This is a genomic window from Sebaldella termitidis ATCC 33386 (assembly GCF_000024405.1).
Lineage (GTDB): Bacteria > Fusobacteriota > Fusobacteriia > Fusobacteriales > Leptotrichiaceae > Sebaldella > Sebaldella termitidis.
Genome location: NC_013517.1, coordinates 1,844,620 through 1,863,988, shown reverse-complemented (window position 1 = coordinate 1,863,988; position 19,369 = coordinate 1,844,620). Strand labels below are relative to the sequence as shown.

At 34.8% G+C, this 19,369-nt stretch carries 14 protein-coding genes and 1 riboswitch; of the genes, 1 reads left to right on the top strand and 13 read right to left on the bottom strand.

Annotation, left to right across the window (positions count from 1 at the left end):
- Positions 1 to 150: 150 nt before the first annotated feature.
- The 8 genes from STERM_RS08555 to STERM_RS08520 form a co-directional block, all read right to left on the bottom strand.
- The gene (locus tag STERM_RS08555) at positions 151 to 411 is read right to left on the bottom strand and encodes an HPr family phosphocarrier protein (RefSeq protein WP_012861192.1); all 261 of its coding nucleotides are present in this window, start codon (positions 409 to 411) and stop codon (positions 151 to 153) included.
- Positions 389 to 571, bottom strand: coding sequence for a hypothetical protein (locus tag STERM_RS08550; protein ID WP_012861191.1), 183 nt, complete (start codon positions 569 to 571; stop codon positions 389 to 391). Before STERM_RS08550 ends, STERM_RS08555 begins: the two co-directional genes overlap by 23 nt.
- Before the next feature lies 1 nt (position 572).
- On the bottom strand, positions 573 to 1,232 hold the full coding sequence (locus STERM_RS08545) for a class II aldolase/adducin family protein (protein ID WP_012861190.1): 660 nt from the start codon (positions 1,230 to 1,232) through the stop codon (positions 573 to 575).
- A 14-nt stretch (positions 1,233 to 1,246) separates the two neighbouring features.
- Positions 1,247 to 2,188 carry a 1-phosphofructokinase family hexose kinase gene (locus STERM_RS08540; protein ID WP_012861189.1) on the bottom strand — a complete coding sequence of 314 codons (942 nt, stop codon included), beginning with the start codon at positions 2,186 to 2,188 and terminating at the stop codon, positions 1,247 to 1,249.
- A gap of 1 nt (position 2,189) precedes the next feature.
- Positions 2,190 to 3,551: a PTS galactitol transporter subunit IIC gene (locus tag STERM_RS08535; RefSeq protein ID WP_012861188.1), complete on the bottom strand. Its 1,362-nt coding sequence runs from the start codon at positions 3,549 to 3,551 to the stop codon at positions 2,190 to 2,192.
- 47 nt (positions 3,552 to 3,598) lie between these two features.
- Positions 3,599 to 3,877 (bottom strand): PTS sugar transporter subunit IIB, encoded by a 279-nt coding sequence (locus tag STERM_RS08530; protein WP_012861187.1) that lies wholly within the window; start codon positions 3,875 to 3,877, stop codon positions 3,599 to 3,601.
- Between the two features lie 15 nt (positions 3,878 to 3,892).
- Complete coding sequence (locus STERM_RS08525; protein WP_012861186.1) at positions 3,893 to 4,360, bottom strand: PTS sugar transporter subunit IIA; 468 nt, start codon at positions 4,358 to 4,360, stop codon at positions 3,893 to 3,895.
- Between the two features lie 139 nt (positions 4,361 to 4,499).
- The gene (locus tag STERM_RS08520; protein ID WP_148211850.1) at positions 4,500 to 6,572 is read right to left on the bottom strand and encodes a BglG family transcription antiterminator; all 2,073 of its coding nucleotides are present in this window, start codon (positions 6,570 to 6,572) and stop codon (positions 4,500 to 4,502) included.
- A gap of 364 nt (positions 6,573 to 6,936) precedes the next feature.
- Here STERM_RS08520 and STERM_RS08515 point away from each other — a divergent pair, with 364 nt between their 5' ends.
- Positions 6,937 to 7,269 (top strand): DUF1622 domain-containing protein, encoded by a 333-nt coding sequence (locus STERM_RS08515; protein WP_012861184.1) that lies wholly within the window; start codon positions 6,937 to 6,939, stop codon positions 7,267 to 7,269.
- 94 nt (positions 7,270 to 7,363) lie between these two features.
- Here STERM_RS08515 and STERM_RS08510 read toward each other — a convergent pair whose 3' ends face one another.
- From STERM_RS08510 to STERM_RS21215, 5 genes are all read right to left on the bottom strand, one after another.
- Complete coding sequence (locus tag STERM_RS08510) at positions 7,364 to 14,077, bottom strand: autotransporter domain-containing protein (RefSeq protein ID WP_012861183.1); 6,714 nt, start codon at positions 14,075 to 14,077, stop codon at positions 7,364 to 7,366.
- A 529-nt stretch (positions 14,078 to 14,606) separates the two neighbouring features.
- On the bottom strand, positions 14,607 to 15,413 hold the full coding sequence (locus STERM_RS08500; protein WP_012861182.1) for a Cof-type HAD-IIB family hydrolase: 807 nt from the start codon (positions 15,411 to 15,413) through the stop codon (positions 14,607 to 14,609).
- 263 nt (positions 15,414 to 15,676) lie between these two features.
- Positions 15,677 to 16,831, bottom strand: a complete 1,155-nt coding sequence (metK, locus tag STERM_RS08495) for a methionine adenosyltransferase (protein ID WP_012861181.1) — start codon at positions 16,829 to 16,831, stop codon at positions 15,677 to 15,679.
- Between the two features lie 150 nt (positions 16,832 to 16,981).
- A riboswitch (SAM riboswitch) is annotated at positions 16,982 to 17,069 on the bottom strand.
- A gap of 170 nt (positions 17,070 to 17,239) precedes the next feature.
- Entirely contained in the window at positions 17,240 to 18,328 is a 1,089-nt protein-coding gene (locus tag STERM_RS08490) for a hypothetical protein (protein ID WP_012861180.1), read from the bottom strand.
- A 287-nt stretch (positions 18,329 to 18,615) separates the two neighbouring features.
- The gene (locus tag STERM_RS21215) at positions 18,616 to 19,344 is read right to left on the bottom strand and encodes a sulfite exporter TauE/SafE family protein (RefSeq protein WP_012861179.1); all 729 of its coding nucleotides are present in this window, start codon (positions 19,342 to 19,344) and stop codon (positions 18,616 to 18,618) included.
- Between the last annotated feature and the right edge of the window lie 25 nt (positions 19,345 to 19,369).

The window sequence follows — 19,369 nt, the reverse complement described above, 5'->3', positions numbered from 1 at the left end:
CTTGAATTTTTCTGATTATGTCAAAAGCTCCTTCTCTATTTCAAAGATTTCTAATAATTTCCTGAAAATCTTCACTCATGACACAGCTGTCTCACCCCGACAAAAAACAGACATGCCGCACACATGTCTGTTTCCCGAAAATTAATTTTCTTACTCTCCGAAATTATTATAAAACAATCTTTTTATCTCCGTCATAGCTTCTTTCTCATCTTCTCCCTCAATAACTACTTTTATTCTGCTTCCTTTACTTGCCCCTAATTTTAAAAGTGATAAAATTCTTTTTGCATTAGCTGTTTTATCTCCATTATACAGCATTATCTCCGATTTGAATTTTACCGCTGTATTTACCAGCTTTCCGGCCGGTCTGGAATGCAGTCCTGATGCATTGTTAACTGTCAGTTCTATTTCCATTTTTTCCTCCTCTGTATGTATCCGTTTTTTTGTTTTTCTTCCATAATAATAAACTTATAAAAAGGGCAAATAAACTAATTATAATATTTCCTGAAACATAACCTATGATCAAAAGCAGAAAACTTAAAATAACCAGTACTCTCTGTTCAAACTTTGTCACTTTATTCCTCCATATTATAATTTAGTTTTCTGTCATCACTTAAATCAATATGCTCTGTTAGTCTCAGAAGCTTTGCCTGAATGTTCACATAAGCCTCGTACTCTATTCTCTCAAGCACATCATATGCCGCTTTTAATCCGCTCTTATCTGCAAGTATAATTCCGTGCTTATTCAAAAGTGCCGCTATCGGATGTTTTTCCAGTTCATCTTTTCTTTTTGTCATATAATCCTTTACTGTCTTTGCGAGCTCCTCTGTAGTAGCCGTAGAAAACGGAAGTGTTTCTACTTTTCCCAGTTTTACGGTATTTTCACACAAATGCTCTATTTCCAGCCCGAGACATGCAAAAACCATAGCTTCTTTCGGGTGGGCATGTATTACTGTTTTTACTGAATCAGAAACTTCATATATAGCCATATGCATATTTATTTCTCTTGTTACTTTTCCTCTCCCTTCTATTACATTAAGCTCCTTATCTACTACCAGAATATCTTCAGGCTCAAGTTTGCAGAGCTGCTGCTGTGCCATTAGAGTCGGTGTCATTATAAAATGCTCTTTATTCATTCTCTCGCTTAAGTTCCCGCCTGCTGCATTCGTCAAATCCCTGTCAAACATTACCTTTACCACTTCACACATTTCTTCTCTTTCTTTTTGATATAACATCTTTTCCTCCTCAGTTATTTTAATTTTTTTATTTTTATTTCTTTCAAAAACTCTTCTACTTCTTCGTTATTAAATCCTGAACTCATTCCACTTGCTACTTTGGAAGCACTTATTGCCGTAGCAGATTTTACCGCTTCAAGCAGATCGCCGTTTCCGGCAATTCCCGCTACTACTCCTCCTACAAATGAATCTCCTGCTCCCGTATCATTTATTTCTTTTATTTTTGGAGGATATACTCTGTATACTTCTCTGTTTTCCATTGCAAGCATACTTCCGTCTTTTCCCAGAGACAGCAAAACATTTTTCACACCGGAATCCAGCAACTTTTCCATATAAGGTATATATTCATTCTCATCACTTATTCCGCTTTTTGAAATAAATTCTTCAAATTCGTCTTTATTAGGCTTTATCAAAAAAGGAGTTTCCAGTATTGCTGTTTTCAAAAATTTCCCCGAACAGTCCACAAACAGCTTTGCATCCTTTTCATTGGCCGCCCTCAAAAGTCTTCTGTATTTTTCTTCGTCTATTCCCGGAGGGGGACCTCCTGCAAATACTGCTACATCTCCTTTTTTCAGTTTTTCATTTATATAACCGATAATTTTTTCATATGACTCCTCATTTACTGTAAATCCTTTTTCTGTAATCATAAAGCTTCCTTTTCCGGAATTATCCACAAGTACAAAGGATTCTCTTGTTTTTCCCTCCTGTACTATAAATTCTGATTTGACGTTATATTCTTTCAAAAGCTCCTTAAGCAGTCCGCCTTTTTCTGTCCCTATGAATCCTGCCGCAATATTGTCTATTCCCAGCTGTGACAGAATTATGGAAACATGTGTTGCTTTTCCGCCTACATCATATAAATAATGTGAAATTTTATTATTTTTTTTTCTTTCCAGCTCCTCTTCAAAGTAAATTATTCTGTCTATTGCCGTGTTCAAAGTGAATGTATATATCATTTTATGCCTCCGCCATTTCTGCGTTTAGTTCTTCTTCCCTTCTTTTCTTCATGCCCTTCACATAAAAAACCCACAAAGCCAGCCATATTGCCAGAAAAATAACTCCCGTAAAATTTCCTTTCATTACTCCGGAAGCATATGACCAGACAAATCTGAATACTGGGGCTTCCATACTTGACCAGGTTATCATTGAATTGGCAGGAATTTCCACTGTACCTACTTTTCTTGCAAGCTCAGTTATAGTCGGTGCAAAATAAGTACCTACATATAGAAAAACCGGTGTAGTTATTATTCCTATTACTATCATTCTGAGAAGATTTCCGCCTGTTACTATCAGCAGAGGAACAGCTATACAGATATTAATAATCCCGCCGAACGGAAGTACGTTATTTCCCGGCAGTATTACAGCAAATAATATTGTAATAGGTACCAGAATTATAGTAGTTACCCATAATTCAGAGGATCCTGCAAGAAACGGCCAGTCAAGCCCGATATAAAATTCTCTTCCGGGAAATCTTTTCTTCATAAATTCACTTGCTGCATCTGAAATAGGTGCAAGGGCTTCCATAAATAATTTAGCCACCATGGGAAATATTCTTAATGCTGTTGCAGCCTGTACACCTAATGTAAGTATCTGACTCACATCATATCTTGCAAATATTCCTATAAGTATTCCCACTATGAAACCCATCACATGATTTTCTGCAAATATTCCTATTTTATCCTTAAGATGTTCTGCATCAAGCTGTCTGTTAAAAAACGGAATTTTTCTCAAAAGCAGATCAAAGGGATATACTATTACATTAAACAGTGCCATAGAATGTGGACATGCCACTCCCGGAATCTTGGTTATTTTATATACCTCAGCCTGTGTAAGATCAGAGTTTTTCAGCTCAAAATATACTTCTACCGCACCAACCGCAAGTCCGGCTATTACACTTCCCGAAATTGCCGTTACAAATACTGCTGTAAGAATTTTATTCCATACATTCCATAAATCCACATTCAGGGTATTTGTCTGTTTTGTGGCAAGCATAATTATATTTATCCCTATCTGTATCGGAAAAAGAAAAAATGCATACGGCCATCCCCATGCGACAGAAGCCAGCGGAGACCATCCTGTATCAATTGCATTTAACTGCAGTCCTGTGTTTTTTACAAAGCTTTCGGATGCAGGCCCTATGGAATTAAACATAAATCCAAGAACCATTCCCATCCCCAGAAATGCCACACCAAGTGTTAATGCTGATGAAAATGCATCCTTAAATTTCATTCTGACTATCAGACCCACTATTATCATTATCATAGGCAGAAAAACATGCGCTCCCAAATCGTTCAGAATATAGTTGATAATCTCTTTCATAACTTAAATAACCTCCTTAGATATTTTATTGCTCTGCTGTTACTGCTCTAACTGTTTATTATTTTGATTAATTTTTCCAGTTCTTCATTTACCCCTACTCCTGTCAAAAAAGGTATTCCGCTTAATACGGGTATTCCCACCTCTTCCTTGGCCGGTACTATGGAAATATACACATCACTCTGCTTTAAATATGTTTTCAGTGATTTTATATCCACTGCCTCTACCTTTGCATTTATCTTTTTCTCCTTCAAAAGCTTTTCTACCTTTGAAGCTACTGTTTGTGATGTTGCTACTCCTGAACCGCATGCTACGATAATTCTTTTCATAATATTTCCTCCCGTTTATTTTATTTTTTCTCTTAATAAATTATATACTTCTTCCTCAGTCTCTGAATTTTTCAATTCATCCAGCAGCTTTTCCTCTGAAAGAAGATTCATCAGATTTTCCAAAACTTCTATTTGTTCCCCGTTCTTTTTTACCAACAGCACAAATATGAAATCAGTTTCCAGATCATTCAGATCCATTCCCATATCCCTGAATACTATCTTATTTTTATTCCTTACAAAAACTATGGCTTCTGTATTAATATGTTCAGGATTAGTGTGCGGTATTGCTATTTTATATTTCCCCAGATCCAGTCCAGTGGGAAATTCCTTTTCTCTCTCTATTATTGAATTTAGAAAAGAAAATTTTACATCGCCCCTTTCTTCAAGTATTTTGTAAATCTTACCAAAAAAATTAATTTGATTATCAGATTCAAAATCAAGAAATATAAGATCCTTTTTAAAATAATCAAATAAATTATGCATTCTCTACCTCCTTGTTTATATAGTTAAAAATATTATGAACGGTTTTTTATATTTTCCCGGAATTCCGGCTGACTGATGATTTCAAAATCTCCGTATTCCGTAAATATTTTCATTACTGGAAATATAAATAGAAAAAATACTAGCTCTCCACATTTGAAATAAATTTTATGACATTCTTCTTTCTGCTTTCCTTTTTCAAGTATGATCTTATATCATATTTCAGTATCAAATCTATTAATTCGCTTATTGCATTCAGATGTTCCTGCTTTTTGTAAATCGAAAATATAAAGAAAGTATCCACTGACTGCCCGGCAGGAAATGTAACGGGATTTTTCAAGGTAAGAAGCATCATTCCTGTTTTAAATACATTTCTTTTATTTTTGGAATGCGGTATTGCCACACCTTCGGAAATAACAATATATTCACTGTATTTATTTGACATTTCCAGCATATCATCTATATAAGAGCTGCTTATATATCCTCTGGATTCCAGCACCTTACCGCCGAATATAATAGCTTCCTGCCAGTTTTTCACCTCCTGGTTCAGATAAATATTTTCCTCCTTGAGAATTTCCAGTATTTCTACTTTTTTCTTCCCTATATCATTTATTATTTTGTTTTCAAGCTTCACACTCAGACTGTCAATAAGCCTTTCCCTGTTCAAAATTCTTGTTTCTTTTTCTATTACGTCTATTATTTCAGAAAGCAGTATGGTTTTATTGCTCTGCTCCAGATTTGCCTCATTCAGTATTTTGATATCATCCAGAGTAAATATCGGATTTATTTTTACCACAGGCACATTCTTTGGCTTTTTGCTTTCCTTTATATCCACAGTGGTAATTATAAGATCTATTCCCTTATACTCCTTTATTGATTCTCTTAAAGCATAATAAGGAAGTATTTCCATAATTTCCACTTCATATGTATCCCTTATATTCTGAGCAAGCAGTGTAGCTGTTCCGTATCCCAGACTGCATACCAGAAGTATTTTTTTTACATGCTTCGGCCGGTTTCTTTCTATAGATGCCTTAAAATGTATTATCAGCAGAAAAAGCTCATCTTCCGGTATTTCCTGTCCCAGCATTTTTTCCAGTTCTTTTGCTGCATCTTTTACATAATAATAGAAATCATCTTTCTTTATTTTCATATTCTCAAATATTGGATTTACTATTCTTACGCCTTTTTTTATCCTGTAAATCGTCGGTTTCAAATGATGTATAAGACATCTGAAAAGTATTTCGTCATTTGATATATCAGCTTCGATCTTCTGATTCATATTATTTATAAGCTTTTTAGCCAGAAGGTCTATTTCTATCCAGCTTTCATAAAAATCATTTTCTATATGAAATGAATTGCTCCCTAAAACCAGATCAGCGAGTTTTAATATCTGGGTATTTTTAAATTTTATTTCTTCTGCCATTTCAATTTCACTTATATGTTTTATTATTGACCGATATTCATCTGTTTCCTTCAGAAACCTTTCTTCTGTCACAGCAGGCTCCTGTAAATTCTCCTTTCCAGATTTATTGTTCAGTATTACTATAAGCATATAGCTGGCTATTATGCCGAATGGTTCGTCAGATATAATAATTTCCAGATTTTTTGCTACATTTTTTATAAATTTTTTCACCAGTCCCGGATTATTAAGTCTAAAAATATCTTTCATCATATTAAGTATAATTTTTTCAAAGGATTTTCCCGGTCTGTTATCCAGATAAAGCTGAAGATATTTCATAAGAAATTTGATCCGGAATTTTTCTATATCTTCATATTCCCCGCTTATCTGAAGCCCGCCTTTCTTCACCTGCTCTACCAAAAGCCCTGATTGGAAAAGCTCTCTTTTTACTTCATCAAAATCCTTTTTCAAGGTTGTTCTGGAGACCTCCAGTTTTTTATAAAGCCTGTTTATATTTAGGCCGTTCGGATCCAAAGCAAGTGTCAGCTTTAATATTTCCATCCTTTCATAAGGTAATAAAATTTCCAGTTCTTTTAGAAAATCCAGCATTTTATTCAGATTTTGATTTTTTGATAATGTAAGACATCCTTTCTTGGTTTTTTGTATGGTATTAAAATTGAGAAGCTCCAAAACCTGATTTATTTTTTCGATATTATATCTTATACTCCTTTCTGTGACATAAAACTTACCGGCTAATTCATTGATGTTTACTTCATCTGAAGAAATAAAAATATTAAAAATTTCGATTTCTTTCAAGTTAAGTATTATGACCACCTCCAATTTTTGATTCTTCCCTATAATAATAGCCTGAAAAAAGTATTTGTAAATTTTCAGCAAACTTCAATTTTTTCGGAAAAGATATTTTTATCAGTACTTTTTTTACTTCACTTATAAAATTTGACTTTTAGTCATTTTTATTATTATTTTTCTTTTTTTAGGAAATAATATTTCATAAAGTATTTTTTTATACTGGTATAGTATTATATTTATATCCGGTTAAACATGAATGGTTTCATAAAGAAATATTTTAGCTTATCTTTTCTTAATAAAAGATGGTATAATAAAAAAAATTCTCTTGTATTTTATAAATATTATTTTGGGAGAAAGGAGTGTAAGGATTTTGGAACATATCAGATATTTAGGTACTATTATGAGTTTTTTCTCCGGTGTAATTATCATCTGGGGAGTTATTATTTCTACCTTTCAGTTTTTCAAAAATGAACTCTCCAAAAGCAGCAGCAGCGAGAAAGCAGTACAGCGGGCTTATATCCGTACTTTTCTGGCTTCATATATTCTTCTCGGTCTGGAAGTGTTAATAGCTGCTGATATTATAGATACTATAGCTCATCCTGAACTAAACGAAATAATAACACTTATTGTAATAGTTTTTATACGTACTTTCATTTCCTACTTTTTACAAAAGGAGATAAAAGAGACAGCACGGCAGGGATAAACTTCTGTTTTTGCTTATATAAAAAAGGTACTGTATTGCAGTTTCTAACTGCTACAGTACCTTTATATTTATATTTTTTAATAATAAATGTTAATTAGAATACAGCCTTTAATGTTACTCCAGCTCTATACTCTTCCTGACTCTTTTCACCTGCTACATATTCGCCTGTCAAAAAGACTCCGTATCTTTCTTCTACTTCTACCCCTATTGCTGCCCTTGTTTTAAACTGTCCTTTTTCTTCCTCCGGCTTTGCAAGATCATGATAACCGTCTTCCGCTGCTACAAGCTGAGCTCTTTCTCTCTCGTTCAGATTAGCAAGCTCATACTCATAAGCAAGATCCAAAGTTCCTTTTACTTTCCATGCACTGTTTTTCCCAATCGGAACCGAAGCTTTAAGCTCTACTCCGGCTCTTGGTTTTACACTCCATGCATCATTACCCTCGACTTTTAATCTTTCCAAACCTTCCTCTTCAAAAGTCGGTCTTACCACATACATTGCCCTAATACCTCCATAAGGTGTTACAGAAGCATTTTTTCCTACTCCGAACTCTTTTCCGAGTCTGTTATCACTTGTAAGACTGTAAGTTTCATATGTACCGTTCATTTCAGATCTGCTGTTCGGAGACGGCCAGTCTATGTTTCTGTCTATATTATGAATACTTCCCCTTGCTGTAAGATCATTTCTCAGTTCCCAGTTATCTGCCCTGTATTTACTGTGAACTCCAAGCTGCAATGTATCTACCCATTCTTCGCTTTCATTGCCGTCTTTGAATTCAAAGCCTGAATGAAGATATCCTGCCGAATATCCGAAAGTATGTCTGTATGTTCTTTCTACTTCTCTCAGAGCCATTACTCCTGTATATGCAGAATCATACTCTTCCACACCGTCTGTCTTTTCTTTTCTGTTTCCTTTTCCGGCAATTACATTTATCTTCACATTTTCTTTTGTATTATTATGCGAGCTTTGCAGAAGATCCAGCGAGCTTTCGAATACCTCTGCTATATCTTCCTCTCTCTGGTTTATATTGGAATATACACTTCCTCCCAAACTTGCCATAATATGTCTTAGATCTTTTTCATTATCTATATAATCTATTTTATCGAAGATTTCTATTCCTTCTGCATTTGCTCCGGCATAATTTGCATCTAGCGATTTTCCGAAGCCGTCATACCAAAGACCGTTAGTATAAACATTATAAGGAATTTTCACCATCCAGAGATCTATATTTCCGTCAGCATTTTCATCAGGAATAACATCCCATGTAATAGATTTGCTTTTTACCCTTACTTTGCCTGAATTCGGTCCTCCGTCAGGAGTGGTAGGAACAAAAACATCTTCAAGCTTATATGCCAGTGCATTTGTATGCTGTGAAAAATCAGGCAGTACTACTACAGGCTCTGTCGCGGCAAAATATGGCGCCACAAAGCTTACTGCATTTGATATCAAATATCTTCCGTCGATATCTTCAAGAGCATAATTATCTGAGAATATTTCAGATGCAGTCGGTTCTCTGAATGAAGAAGGAGCCGGCTTTATTGAAATCTGAAAATCAGCAGGAACTTCGAATTTTTCGGATACTTTTATTATTCCGGCATTCTGTATTTCAGGTATGTCGTATCCTGTTGAATATGATACCTTCACAGATTCCGAAAGATTTGATCCGAGTACTATAGTTCCTTCATTCAAAAGTACCGAGTTTCCCTGAAGATGTATTCCTGTACTGTTATTCCCCAATACTTCAATAGTTCCCTTGTTTATTACCGAAGAACTTAAATTTGCAAAAATCCCTATGGAATTATCTCCATGAATTCTTATTGTTCCCGAGTTAGTAAGTACTGCCCCTGTTTTCCCTGCAAGCCCTACTGAATCAGCTCCGTATAAATCTATGAGACCTGTATTTTCTGCAGTACCGTTATCTATAAATATTCCGATTGCACCGTTTTTTACAGAAGTTACCGTCCCTTTATTTACTATACTTCCGCCTACTGCATATAATCCGGCAGAGTTTTCTCCGACAGAAACAGAACCGTTTGTATCATTTAAAATATCGGAATTTTCTCCATATATTGCTACTGAATATTTATTTACAAAAGGATTATATTCATCAACAATAACAGAATCTCCCATTATTATTTTTCCGCTGTTTACCGCACTGCTTTCTTTTACATATATTCCTATATTGCTTCCCTGAGTTACGCCTGCATCTATTTTTCCTGAATTAGTTACTGCAGAGCTGTTAACTCCGTATAAAACTATATTATCAGTACCTGTCAGGGTAAAATTCCCCTTATTATTTATTACTGCATTATCAGAATATGCGTATACTTTTCCGTTATCAAGCATGGTATTTGCAGCATAATTATTTAAAACTGCCCCTGAATTCAGTACAAATGCATAAGAATCCGACGGATATATTATATTAGAAGTATAGTTATCGACGATACTCCCGTCGAGTGCATATACTCCAGCTGCATTTACAGCTCCCAGATTCAGCCTTGCATTGCTGCCGAGATACACATTTGATCCCGAATCAGCATATATTCCTGTTCCGTTATCTCCAATATTTATTATTCCCTCTGCATTTATTTTTGTATTTTTTGCATAAATTCCCATTGAATTTATTCCGGCAGTAATTTTGGCATTTGTATTATGATTTATTGTCAGAGAACCGTCTACAGAATATATACCTACATTCGGACTGTCTGCCGAAGCTGAATCTCCTACTGATATTTCCCCGTTGTTATCAATAACTCTGATACCAGTTCCCGTATCGTAAATACCTATATTATTCTGACCGCTTAATGAAATCAGACCGTCATTTCTAAAGCCTGCTGTCTGATCATCCATATAAACCGCCACGCCATTATCCGAGCCGCTTGTTATATCTCCGTAATTGACTGCTGCAGATGCATTATTAAAATAAATTCCTATTGAAGAATCTCCGATGCTTATTTTTCCTCTGTTTACTGCTGATCCGGAATTTCTTGCATAAATCCCCTGTGAATTATCTCCTACATTAATGATTCCGGCAGTTTCATTTAATAATCCGGCACCGCCTTCTGCATAAATTCCTGTAGAAGAATCCCCCAAGTTGATTTTTCCTTTGTTTGTTATCTCGTCTGAAACCCCGAGAGAACTTAAAACTGCAGCTGAAGCTTTATTTTTAGCATATACCCCTATATTTCCCGTTCCTGCGGAACTAATATCCGAGCTTGTCCCCAGAAGAACAGCCGAAGCATCAGCAACTATAAGATTTATATTATCCTCTATACTAAAGGATTTATCAAAAGTAAATGAGCTGTTTTTCATATCTGCATATCTGTAATTAGAACCTGATGCAACATTTACCGTAAAATCATCCTTTATTCCTGTTGAGTCTTTTAAATGAAAAAGAATTACACCGTTTCCATCTATATTAAATGCAGCTCCTGTACCTGTAAAACTGCTTGTATCTATATTTTGAAGAGCCAGACCTATTGAATTATCTTTGTCTAAATTAATAGTACCGCCTGTTATACTTGTATTTCCTCCGTTTATATAAAAAGCTATTCCGTTTTCAGCGGTATTAATATTTCCTGACGAGCTTAAGTCTGTATCCTTTACAGCTACAGCCACTGCCTTGCTTTTATCCGCAGCAGAAATTTTGCTGAGATCAATTAACCCTCCATCGAAGTTTACCTCAGAAAATCCATATCCTTTTGAATTATTCGCAAAAATACCGTAGCCTTCTGTAGTACCGTCAGCTGTTATAGTTCCCGATGACATCGTTATATTTATTTTATTAAATGAAGAAGGTACTTTGGAACCGGAAGAAGGTACTTTGGAACCGTAAGTATTTATCCCGTAAATTCCTATACCGGAATTCCCGAAGTTTATATTTCCGGTATTTGTAACTTCTGCATTATTTGATGAAAAAATTCCTGTACTGCTGTCTCCAGTTGTTATATTTCCATTATTTATAATTTTTGCATTATTCCCGTATATTCCGGTAGTTCCTGATCCTGTAAGAATTATATCACCGGCATTTGTTAAAGTAACACCGCTGTTTTTGTAATCTTCCTGCCCGATTCCATACTGATCATTTTTACTTCCCGATATAGTCATGCCAGACAGAAGATTTACATTTGAATTTGCTATATGACTCTGATTTTTTTGGTATGTATCCGCAGAATCATCAAGATCAGAATCCTGATCTATATTAATTGTACTTTCTTCTGCATAAAATACATCGCTTCCTTTTAATATGACAGAGCCTGATGCAAGACCGCCAGTTGTTTTTATCTGCGAAACTTCATCAATACTTATAGTGGAATTTTTTGCATGAAATGCTGTTCCTTCTATATTAATAGTTGTTGTTCCGCTCTTTATATTCAAAAGACTATTTTTTACATAATCTATAAGATTTCCTGAATTATTTTTAAAGTCAAAAGCTATAGCCCCATCTTTTACATTAGCAGTAAAATTTCCGTCTATTACAAAAGTCTGATTTGGAACAGCTCCTGTTTTAAAGCTGCTGTCATAAAATAAGTATGACGAGTCTCCTGACACTGTTACAGCTGTTGTTGTCCCTGTATTCGGAGATATATTTATTTTTCCGCCGTCTGTATAAAATGCTGCTCCCTTTGCTCCGTCAAGTTTTATAGTATCGGCTTTTATATTTGTATTATCTGTTCCAGTACTATATACAGCAATTGACCCGCTTTTGGCTATATCAATATCGCCAGTTGATGTAAATTTCCCTTTATTATAAACAGCAACTGAATTGGTACCGTCCATTATTATATTTCCTACACTGCTTCCTTCAGAATTAACATCAATATTAAACAGGGATACTCCTGAAGAATTAACAGTCAAATCTGCACTATTAATGACCTTTCCGCCGTTATGTGCATAGAAGCCGCCTGTAGAAGTCTTTATTTTAAAATCATTGCTTGTATTAACTGCTTCAGCATTTTTACCCGAAGCAACCATACCCATTCCGCCTAAAACAGATATTTCCCCGTTATTTATAACTCTTGTTATTTCGTCACGTCCGCCTAAAGCGTACATTCCGGCTCCGGAAGTTACATCAATAATTCCGGAAGCTGTATTTACCGCATCTTCTAATCTTGCACTAGTTGACACTGGTGCCAGATAAACTCCGGTTCCATTTGTTACAGTGATTGTCCCCGAATTTTCCACAAAGCCTTCTCCGACGCTTCCGTTTACTACTGCTATACCGGCTCCGTTACTTATGCTAATTGTTCCGGTATTTGAAATTATTTTTTTAGTCTGGTCGTTATTAACAACGCCGTCTAGTTTCATTCCAAAATTAGAATATCCAGTATAATTGCCTGTATTTATATCTATAGTTGCTGTATTGAGCATCTGAACATCAGATAATCTGACACCGGCAGAAGTATACATACCTATTGAACTATAACCGTTAAATTTAATTTTACCGTCATTTTGTATGATTGTATTTATCGGATTCAAATTACTGTTTACAAACATTCCCACTTTATATCCGAGATATCCGCCTGTATATGAAGTAACGGAAGTTGTTCGTGTATAATCAATCGAATCAATTGTTGTCACAGTTGACGAAACATCAGGATTTGTCGCCGTCCCTCCATGTCTGTATACAGGTCTTCCATTTACATATATTATGTTTCCGTCTGGATGTTTAGATACTGTTGTTGTTCTATATGGATCATTTATTACTATATTCGGATCTGAAGTTGTTTTTTCCTGAGTATAAGTTATAGTTTCCCCGATATGAGGGATTTCATTATTATACCATGTATCGGTAATATCATTTTCCTTATCATCACTTATTATTCCTGTGGAATTATTAATCAAAGTATTGCTGTTACCACCTTCAGCAACCATTCCATAAGTAAACGGTCCTTTTAAATCCATCTGATTGCTGTTCGTAATACTGTTGCCAGTTCCGCCGTAAACTCCCGCTACCCGTGTTCCTCCTCCATAAAATGCAGGATCATTTGCAGTATTTCCATAAGAAGTCGTTATTGAATTCGTTCCCCAAGTTACCAGAGAATCACCATTTGTAAAAAGTTTATTCTCACTAAAAGAATCTGTTACAGTATCATAAGTTATATTTAAACCAGTATTTACATTATAATTTATTTTGTAAGAACTACTGGGATCTCCTGAATTTATAAGCTCTGTAACTCCGTCATCTTTTAGCTGGCTGTTTGTTTCTGACTTAAAAACATTCTCATAAGCCTCAAGAAAGCTTTTCATACTGCCGACAGGCGTATATTCCTTATAAGTACCCGAAGCAGCATCCGGACTTACGCTTGGGTTCACTTCCGGATTTACATCAAGACTGCTCAGATTTATTTCCGGAGGACTTACCAGTTTTAATTCTACAGGACTTCTTTTTATAGTACGCTCTGGAATATATAATCCCAGATCTACCTGCTTTGCTTCTCCCAGAGCTGTGTAAAATTTTCCGTTTACATTGCTCGGATCAGAGTGGTAAGTACCATTGGCAAGTGTGTTATCCCCCGATTCTCTGTGAGAATAAAAACCGCTGAAAAATATCTGCCATTCCAGATACTCGGGTTTTACGATGTAATCACTCTGCTCATAGAGATCCTTAAGCTCTTTATTTCTTTTTTCAAGTATTTTTTCCAATACTTCATAATTTTTTACGTTAGATTTTCCAGCTTCTATGTTCTGGACCATCCCGTTATAAAGTTTTTCATATTTTTCCGGACGTTTTATACTTTCTGCTGCTCCTTGGGAAACAGCAAAAGCATTTACCGCCAGAAAAAACATCAAAAAATTTTTATTTTTCATTCCTTCTCCTTACTCCTTCATGTATAATAATTTTATCTGAATTATAAAAAAATTGACTTAACAGGTGATTATAGTTCTCTGACACATTTTTACTTTCATATACAAAAACAAACAAAAAAATATAAACTATATATCCGGTTAAATTGTTACAAGAGATAAGCTTATATTTTTTCATTTTTATATAGAAATAATGTAAACTAACAAAGTTCCTGCAATATCAAATTTTTAAACACTCGTTTATTTAGTAAAATAAATAACAAATTTTATTTTCTATAAAATCATTTTACACATTTAAATTTAATTTGTCAACATTAACAAATATTTCTATTACAGCTGTGCAGACTTATATTCTGCTACTTTCACTGTAAAATTAATGCATTCTTTTGAACTAATTTTTAAATCTTATTTATCAATATATTTTTTATACAATAATTTTATTTTCCATTTATAAAAAAAATACAGTTAATAAAAACTGTATTTTCAGAATTTTAAAATATTAAAAAAATAATCCTGTATCCGCCATATAATACTACTGTTTTTTCATCTCTTCCACAAATCTGGCAAGTCCGCTGTTATTATTACTGCTGCTTATAAACATAGCCGTTTCTTTAGCTGCGTTATTCCCGTTTTCTACAGTTCCCGAAAAACCTGCTATTTCAAGCATGCTTATATCATTATAGCTGTCTCCTATAGCTGCTACTTCTTCAAGGCTTATTCCCAGTTTAGCCGCAATAGTTCTTACAGCATTTCCCTTACTGGCATCCTTATTTATAAATTCCAGAAAAATCGGTTTTGATATTGTAAGAGCTATTCTGCCGTCAAACAAAGGCTCCAGCATATTTCTGGTTTCCAGTACAATTTCCGGCTTTCCCACAAGCATACACTTTATAAGCATATCGAATTCTACATCCTGAAGATCCTTGAATTCCAGATACTCAAAGTTTGTTATTTTCAGCTCTTCGTCCACAAATATATCTTTTTCTTTTCCTAATACAAAATTATCTTTATATGTTATATATTTTAAATCTATGTTTTTTGATTTGTCATATATTTCCAAAAGCTCTTCCCTAGTCAGTCCTTTCCTGTCCAGCATGCTTCCCGAACTCATTTCCAGTATTTCACCGCCGTTATATCCAGCCACAAAACCACCGTACTTAGACAGCTCCAATTCTTTTGCTATACCAGTGATCGCCTCTGTGGGTCTCCCGCTTGCAAGTACGAATCTTACCCCGTTCTTCTGAAGCTCCATTATAGCCTCTCTGTTTTCCTTTGTTATTTCATGATCATCAGTTAATAATGTGTCATCCACGTCGGTAACCAGCATTTTATACTTCATTTTTCCTCCAGATTTAGTTGTTTGCCAAATTTTAGCATAATTATATAAAAACTTCCATAAAGAAATTGAAAAAGCTCTGTTTTATACTGATAAAATATATTGCAGAATCTAGTAACAGAGCTTTTTATTTCAGCCTCTTTCTTATTTTATATAAAAAATAAAACAGACAGAGTATGAATATTCTATATTTTCAAATCCAGATAACTAACCGGAAATATTTTATTATACCAGCAAAAGCTCAAGAAAGTCATTCCTCTTTTTTCTTATAATAAAATCTTCTTTAATTCCTCGGCTTTATTTACTCTTTCCCATGGAAGATCAATATCAGTTCTTCCTATATGCCCAAAAGCAGCCAGATCCTGATATCTGAATTTCCCCTCTCTTAATTCAAGACTTTTTTCTATTCCTCTTGGTGTCAGATCAAATATCTCTGCCACTGCTTCAGCTATTTTTTCTTCTGAAACCTTTGATTTACCGAACGTGTCCACCTTTATAGATGTAGGCTCTGCTACACCGATAGCATAAGACAGCTGTACTTCACACTTATCTGCTATTCCTGCTGACACTATATTCTTAGCTATCCATCTCGCCGCATATGCTGCTGATCTGTCTACCTTTGAAGGATCTTTTCCTGAAAATGCTCCTCCGCCGTGTCTAAAAAATCCGCCGTATGTGTCCACTATTATTTTTCTTCCTGTAAGTCCTGTATCTCCGTGAGGTCCTCCTATTACAAATCTTCCAGTAGGATTTATATGATATTTCTTTACCTTTTCCGAGTCCAGTCCGTACTTTTCAAGAACAGGTCTGATTACTTTTTCTTTCAGATCTCTTTTTATTTCTTCCTGAGTTACTTCTTCATCATGCTGCACTGATAAAACAACCGTGTCCACATATTCTACTTTTTCTCCGTTTTCATCATAAGCCAGTGTTACCTGTGCTTTTGCATCAGGTCTCGCCCATGCGAGTTCTTTTGATCTGGTAAGCACTGTCAGTCTGTTTATTATTGATCTTGCAAGTGTAAGAGCAAGAGGCATCAGCTCCGGAGTCTCATTTACTGCTCCCCCGAACATTATGCCCTGATCTCCTGCGCCTCCTGTGTCCACTCCCATGGCAATATCCGGAGATTGTGAATGAATAGTATTCAGTACACCGCAGTCAGAATCAAATCCCATTCCCTGTCTATATCCGATTTCTTCGATTTTTTCTCTTATTATTTTCTGTATATCGATATAAGTATTGGTAGTTATTTCTCCGCCGACCATTACAAGACCAGTTGTAGCAAAAACCTCACATGCTACTCTTGACTGCGGATCATCTACAAGACACGCATCCAAAACCGCATCCGATATCTGGTCACATATTTTATCCGGATGTCCCGGTGATACAAATTCTGATGTAAAAAACAAATTTTTTGACATTTTTACTGTCCTCCTTGAATATATAGTTTTTATCGGGATATCATCAATGTTATATTAAGAAAATACAGCCCGTTTCCCTGTTATTTTCTGTTAAATTTTCTCGGAAATAAAAAAATCTTCAATCCCGAAAGCAAAATTGAAGATAACTCATTTTCATCTTTCAGGAATTAGCACCACACGATTTACGTAGGTTGCTGGAACGTCACAGAGCCTGTCTCTCAGTTCCTCTTGATGATATTTTCTAATAGATACTATACTACATACTTTTTATTTTGTCAATATAAATTTTTATTTCAAATATTTTTATTATAAAACTAATTTTCGATTTGGATTATTTTATCAATAACCAAGAGATTTTTATATGAATTTCAAATTTATATATTTTTATTACAGGCTGGCTTTTTTATATCACATTACCTCATTATCCAGCCATATTTCAATATCTTTTTTCATTTCAAGCACTGAATTATCAAAAGGAATGCGAATCCCCTGGCAACCGCCCTGACAGGGTTCATTGCGCAGCTTTCTGTCACAGCCGTAGCCTTGTAAAATCTTTTCTTTTAGGACTAAAGGAAATCCTTCAATAATATCTGCATATTTATCAGCTTTTTTCATTCTTACTACTAAACAGAATCCGTATTTTACAGATAAACTAAACTCCCATACCCTTTTTTGAAAGATATCTCTTCTGGACAAGGTCTTTTTACTTTTCTTTGTATTCGCATAAGCAAAATGATTTGCATCATCATGAAGTTCTACGCAAGTCATTCCCATATCTTTATAACGCTGATGTAATTCCAAACCAAATTTCTGAAGTTTTTCAGGTAAAGACTGCAAAAATTCTTTTAAAATATCATAGTCATCAGAATCCTCTGCTTTTATAGCTCTGTAGTCACATCGCAGAAGATTATCAGCATTATTATAAAATCTTCTCCACAGCTCCTTAGCAGCGATCGAAAGAACCTTTAGACCTGTGAGTACAAGAGGATTGTCAGGATAAGTAACTTCCAGAACCTGACCTTCTGTAAACTCGATTTTTTTCCCGTCTAAATCAATACCGGAAAAAACAAAGCCGCATAAAGTTAGGAATTGCAAGCATTCTACTTGTTTAGAAAAAGGAACTTTAGGCTTTGGTAGAGTGAACAGCGGTATTTCAGTTATCAATAATGAATCCCCGTTTTCATTAAATTGGCTGTGATAACCTATTTCAATCAACAGGTGATTAATATTATTTATAAAAGGATAATCTTCCAGATTCTTTGTTTTGTGCGGCTTTGAATATAAATGACCGTCTGAAATCAAGCGTTCACAGAATAAGTATAAATAATCTCTGAATGCAATAATGCCGTTTCGTATGTTTTCTTCATCCGCAACATCTTCAAACATGGGATTCAACGCATAAGTTTCGGGTATATTTTTCGGTATCAGGCTTTTAAGATATAAAGCATATTCATTGATTGGTTTTTGCATTACTGTCTCGCCGTGACTTGAACTCATTATCTCACTCCTATACTTGGCGGCTCTCATTCCCTTTCTAATGTCTTTATTATTGTGTGTTCTCTCAGGATTTGATTTAGTCACACCCTTTTTTATATATTATAATTACTTCTCTGTAAACAGTCAAATTAAATTTCTTTATCTGTGGTTTTAATATAACATCAGCGGATTTATAATAAAAAATGAGAGATCACTGACTCCCACTCTCTATTTTTTATCTGTTTATTTAAAAATACTAATTTCACAAAAATCCTGACTTCCTTCTAAATTGTATACGCTGCAAATATTTACAGATTAAGTGTCAAAGCTGCCAGACTGCCTAAAAACAGCAGTATCATTATTATATTATATAAATTTATTACTGTTTTTCCATCAGTCTTTCTGTTTAACCTTGTTCCTATAACAGAACCGATTATAGCTGCTATTGCCAGAGGCAGAGCCTTTATATAGTCAATATTTCCGTCAGCCGCATGCTGTACCAGACTGAACAGCGAGCTTATAAACACTATAAATACACTGGTTCCGGGAATTTTTTTTATTTCTGTATGAAATACAAACATCAAAAGCGGTATGAGAAACGGTCCGCCGCCTATCCCGAGAATTCCTGCACAAAATCCTATTACAAGAGAAATTATCAGTTTAAAAAAATAATTTATTTCTATTTTATGTATTTTTTCCTTAAAAAACATTAGACATATCAAAATAAACAAAACAAATAAATATGTGAAATTTATAAAGCTTTCAGCCACATAAGCAATTGCAAATGTTCCTATATAGCTTCCGGGGACTATAAGCAGCCCCGCTTTTATACCTGTTCTAAAATCTATCTTTTTACTTTTATTATATTTATAAACACTAATAACAGCCATTATAAAAACCGTAAAAGTGGAAAGAGCCGCTGCTGATTTTGCACTTTCCCCCAGTAATTTTAAGGAAGGTCTTAATATTACCCCTCCTCCTATTCCTATCAGACTTCCCAGTGTGGAAGTTACTAACGATAAAATAAAATATAGCATTCTGTCTCCTGATTACAACAGTCCC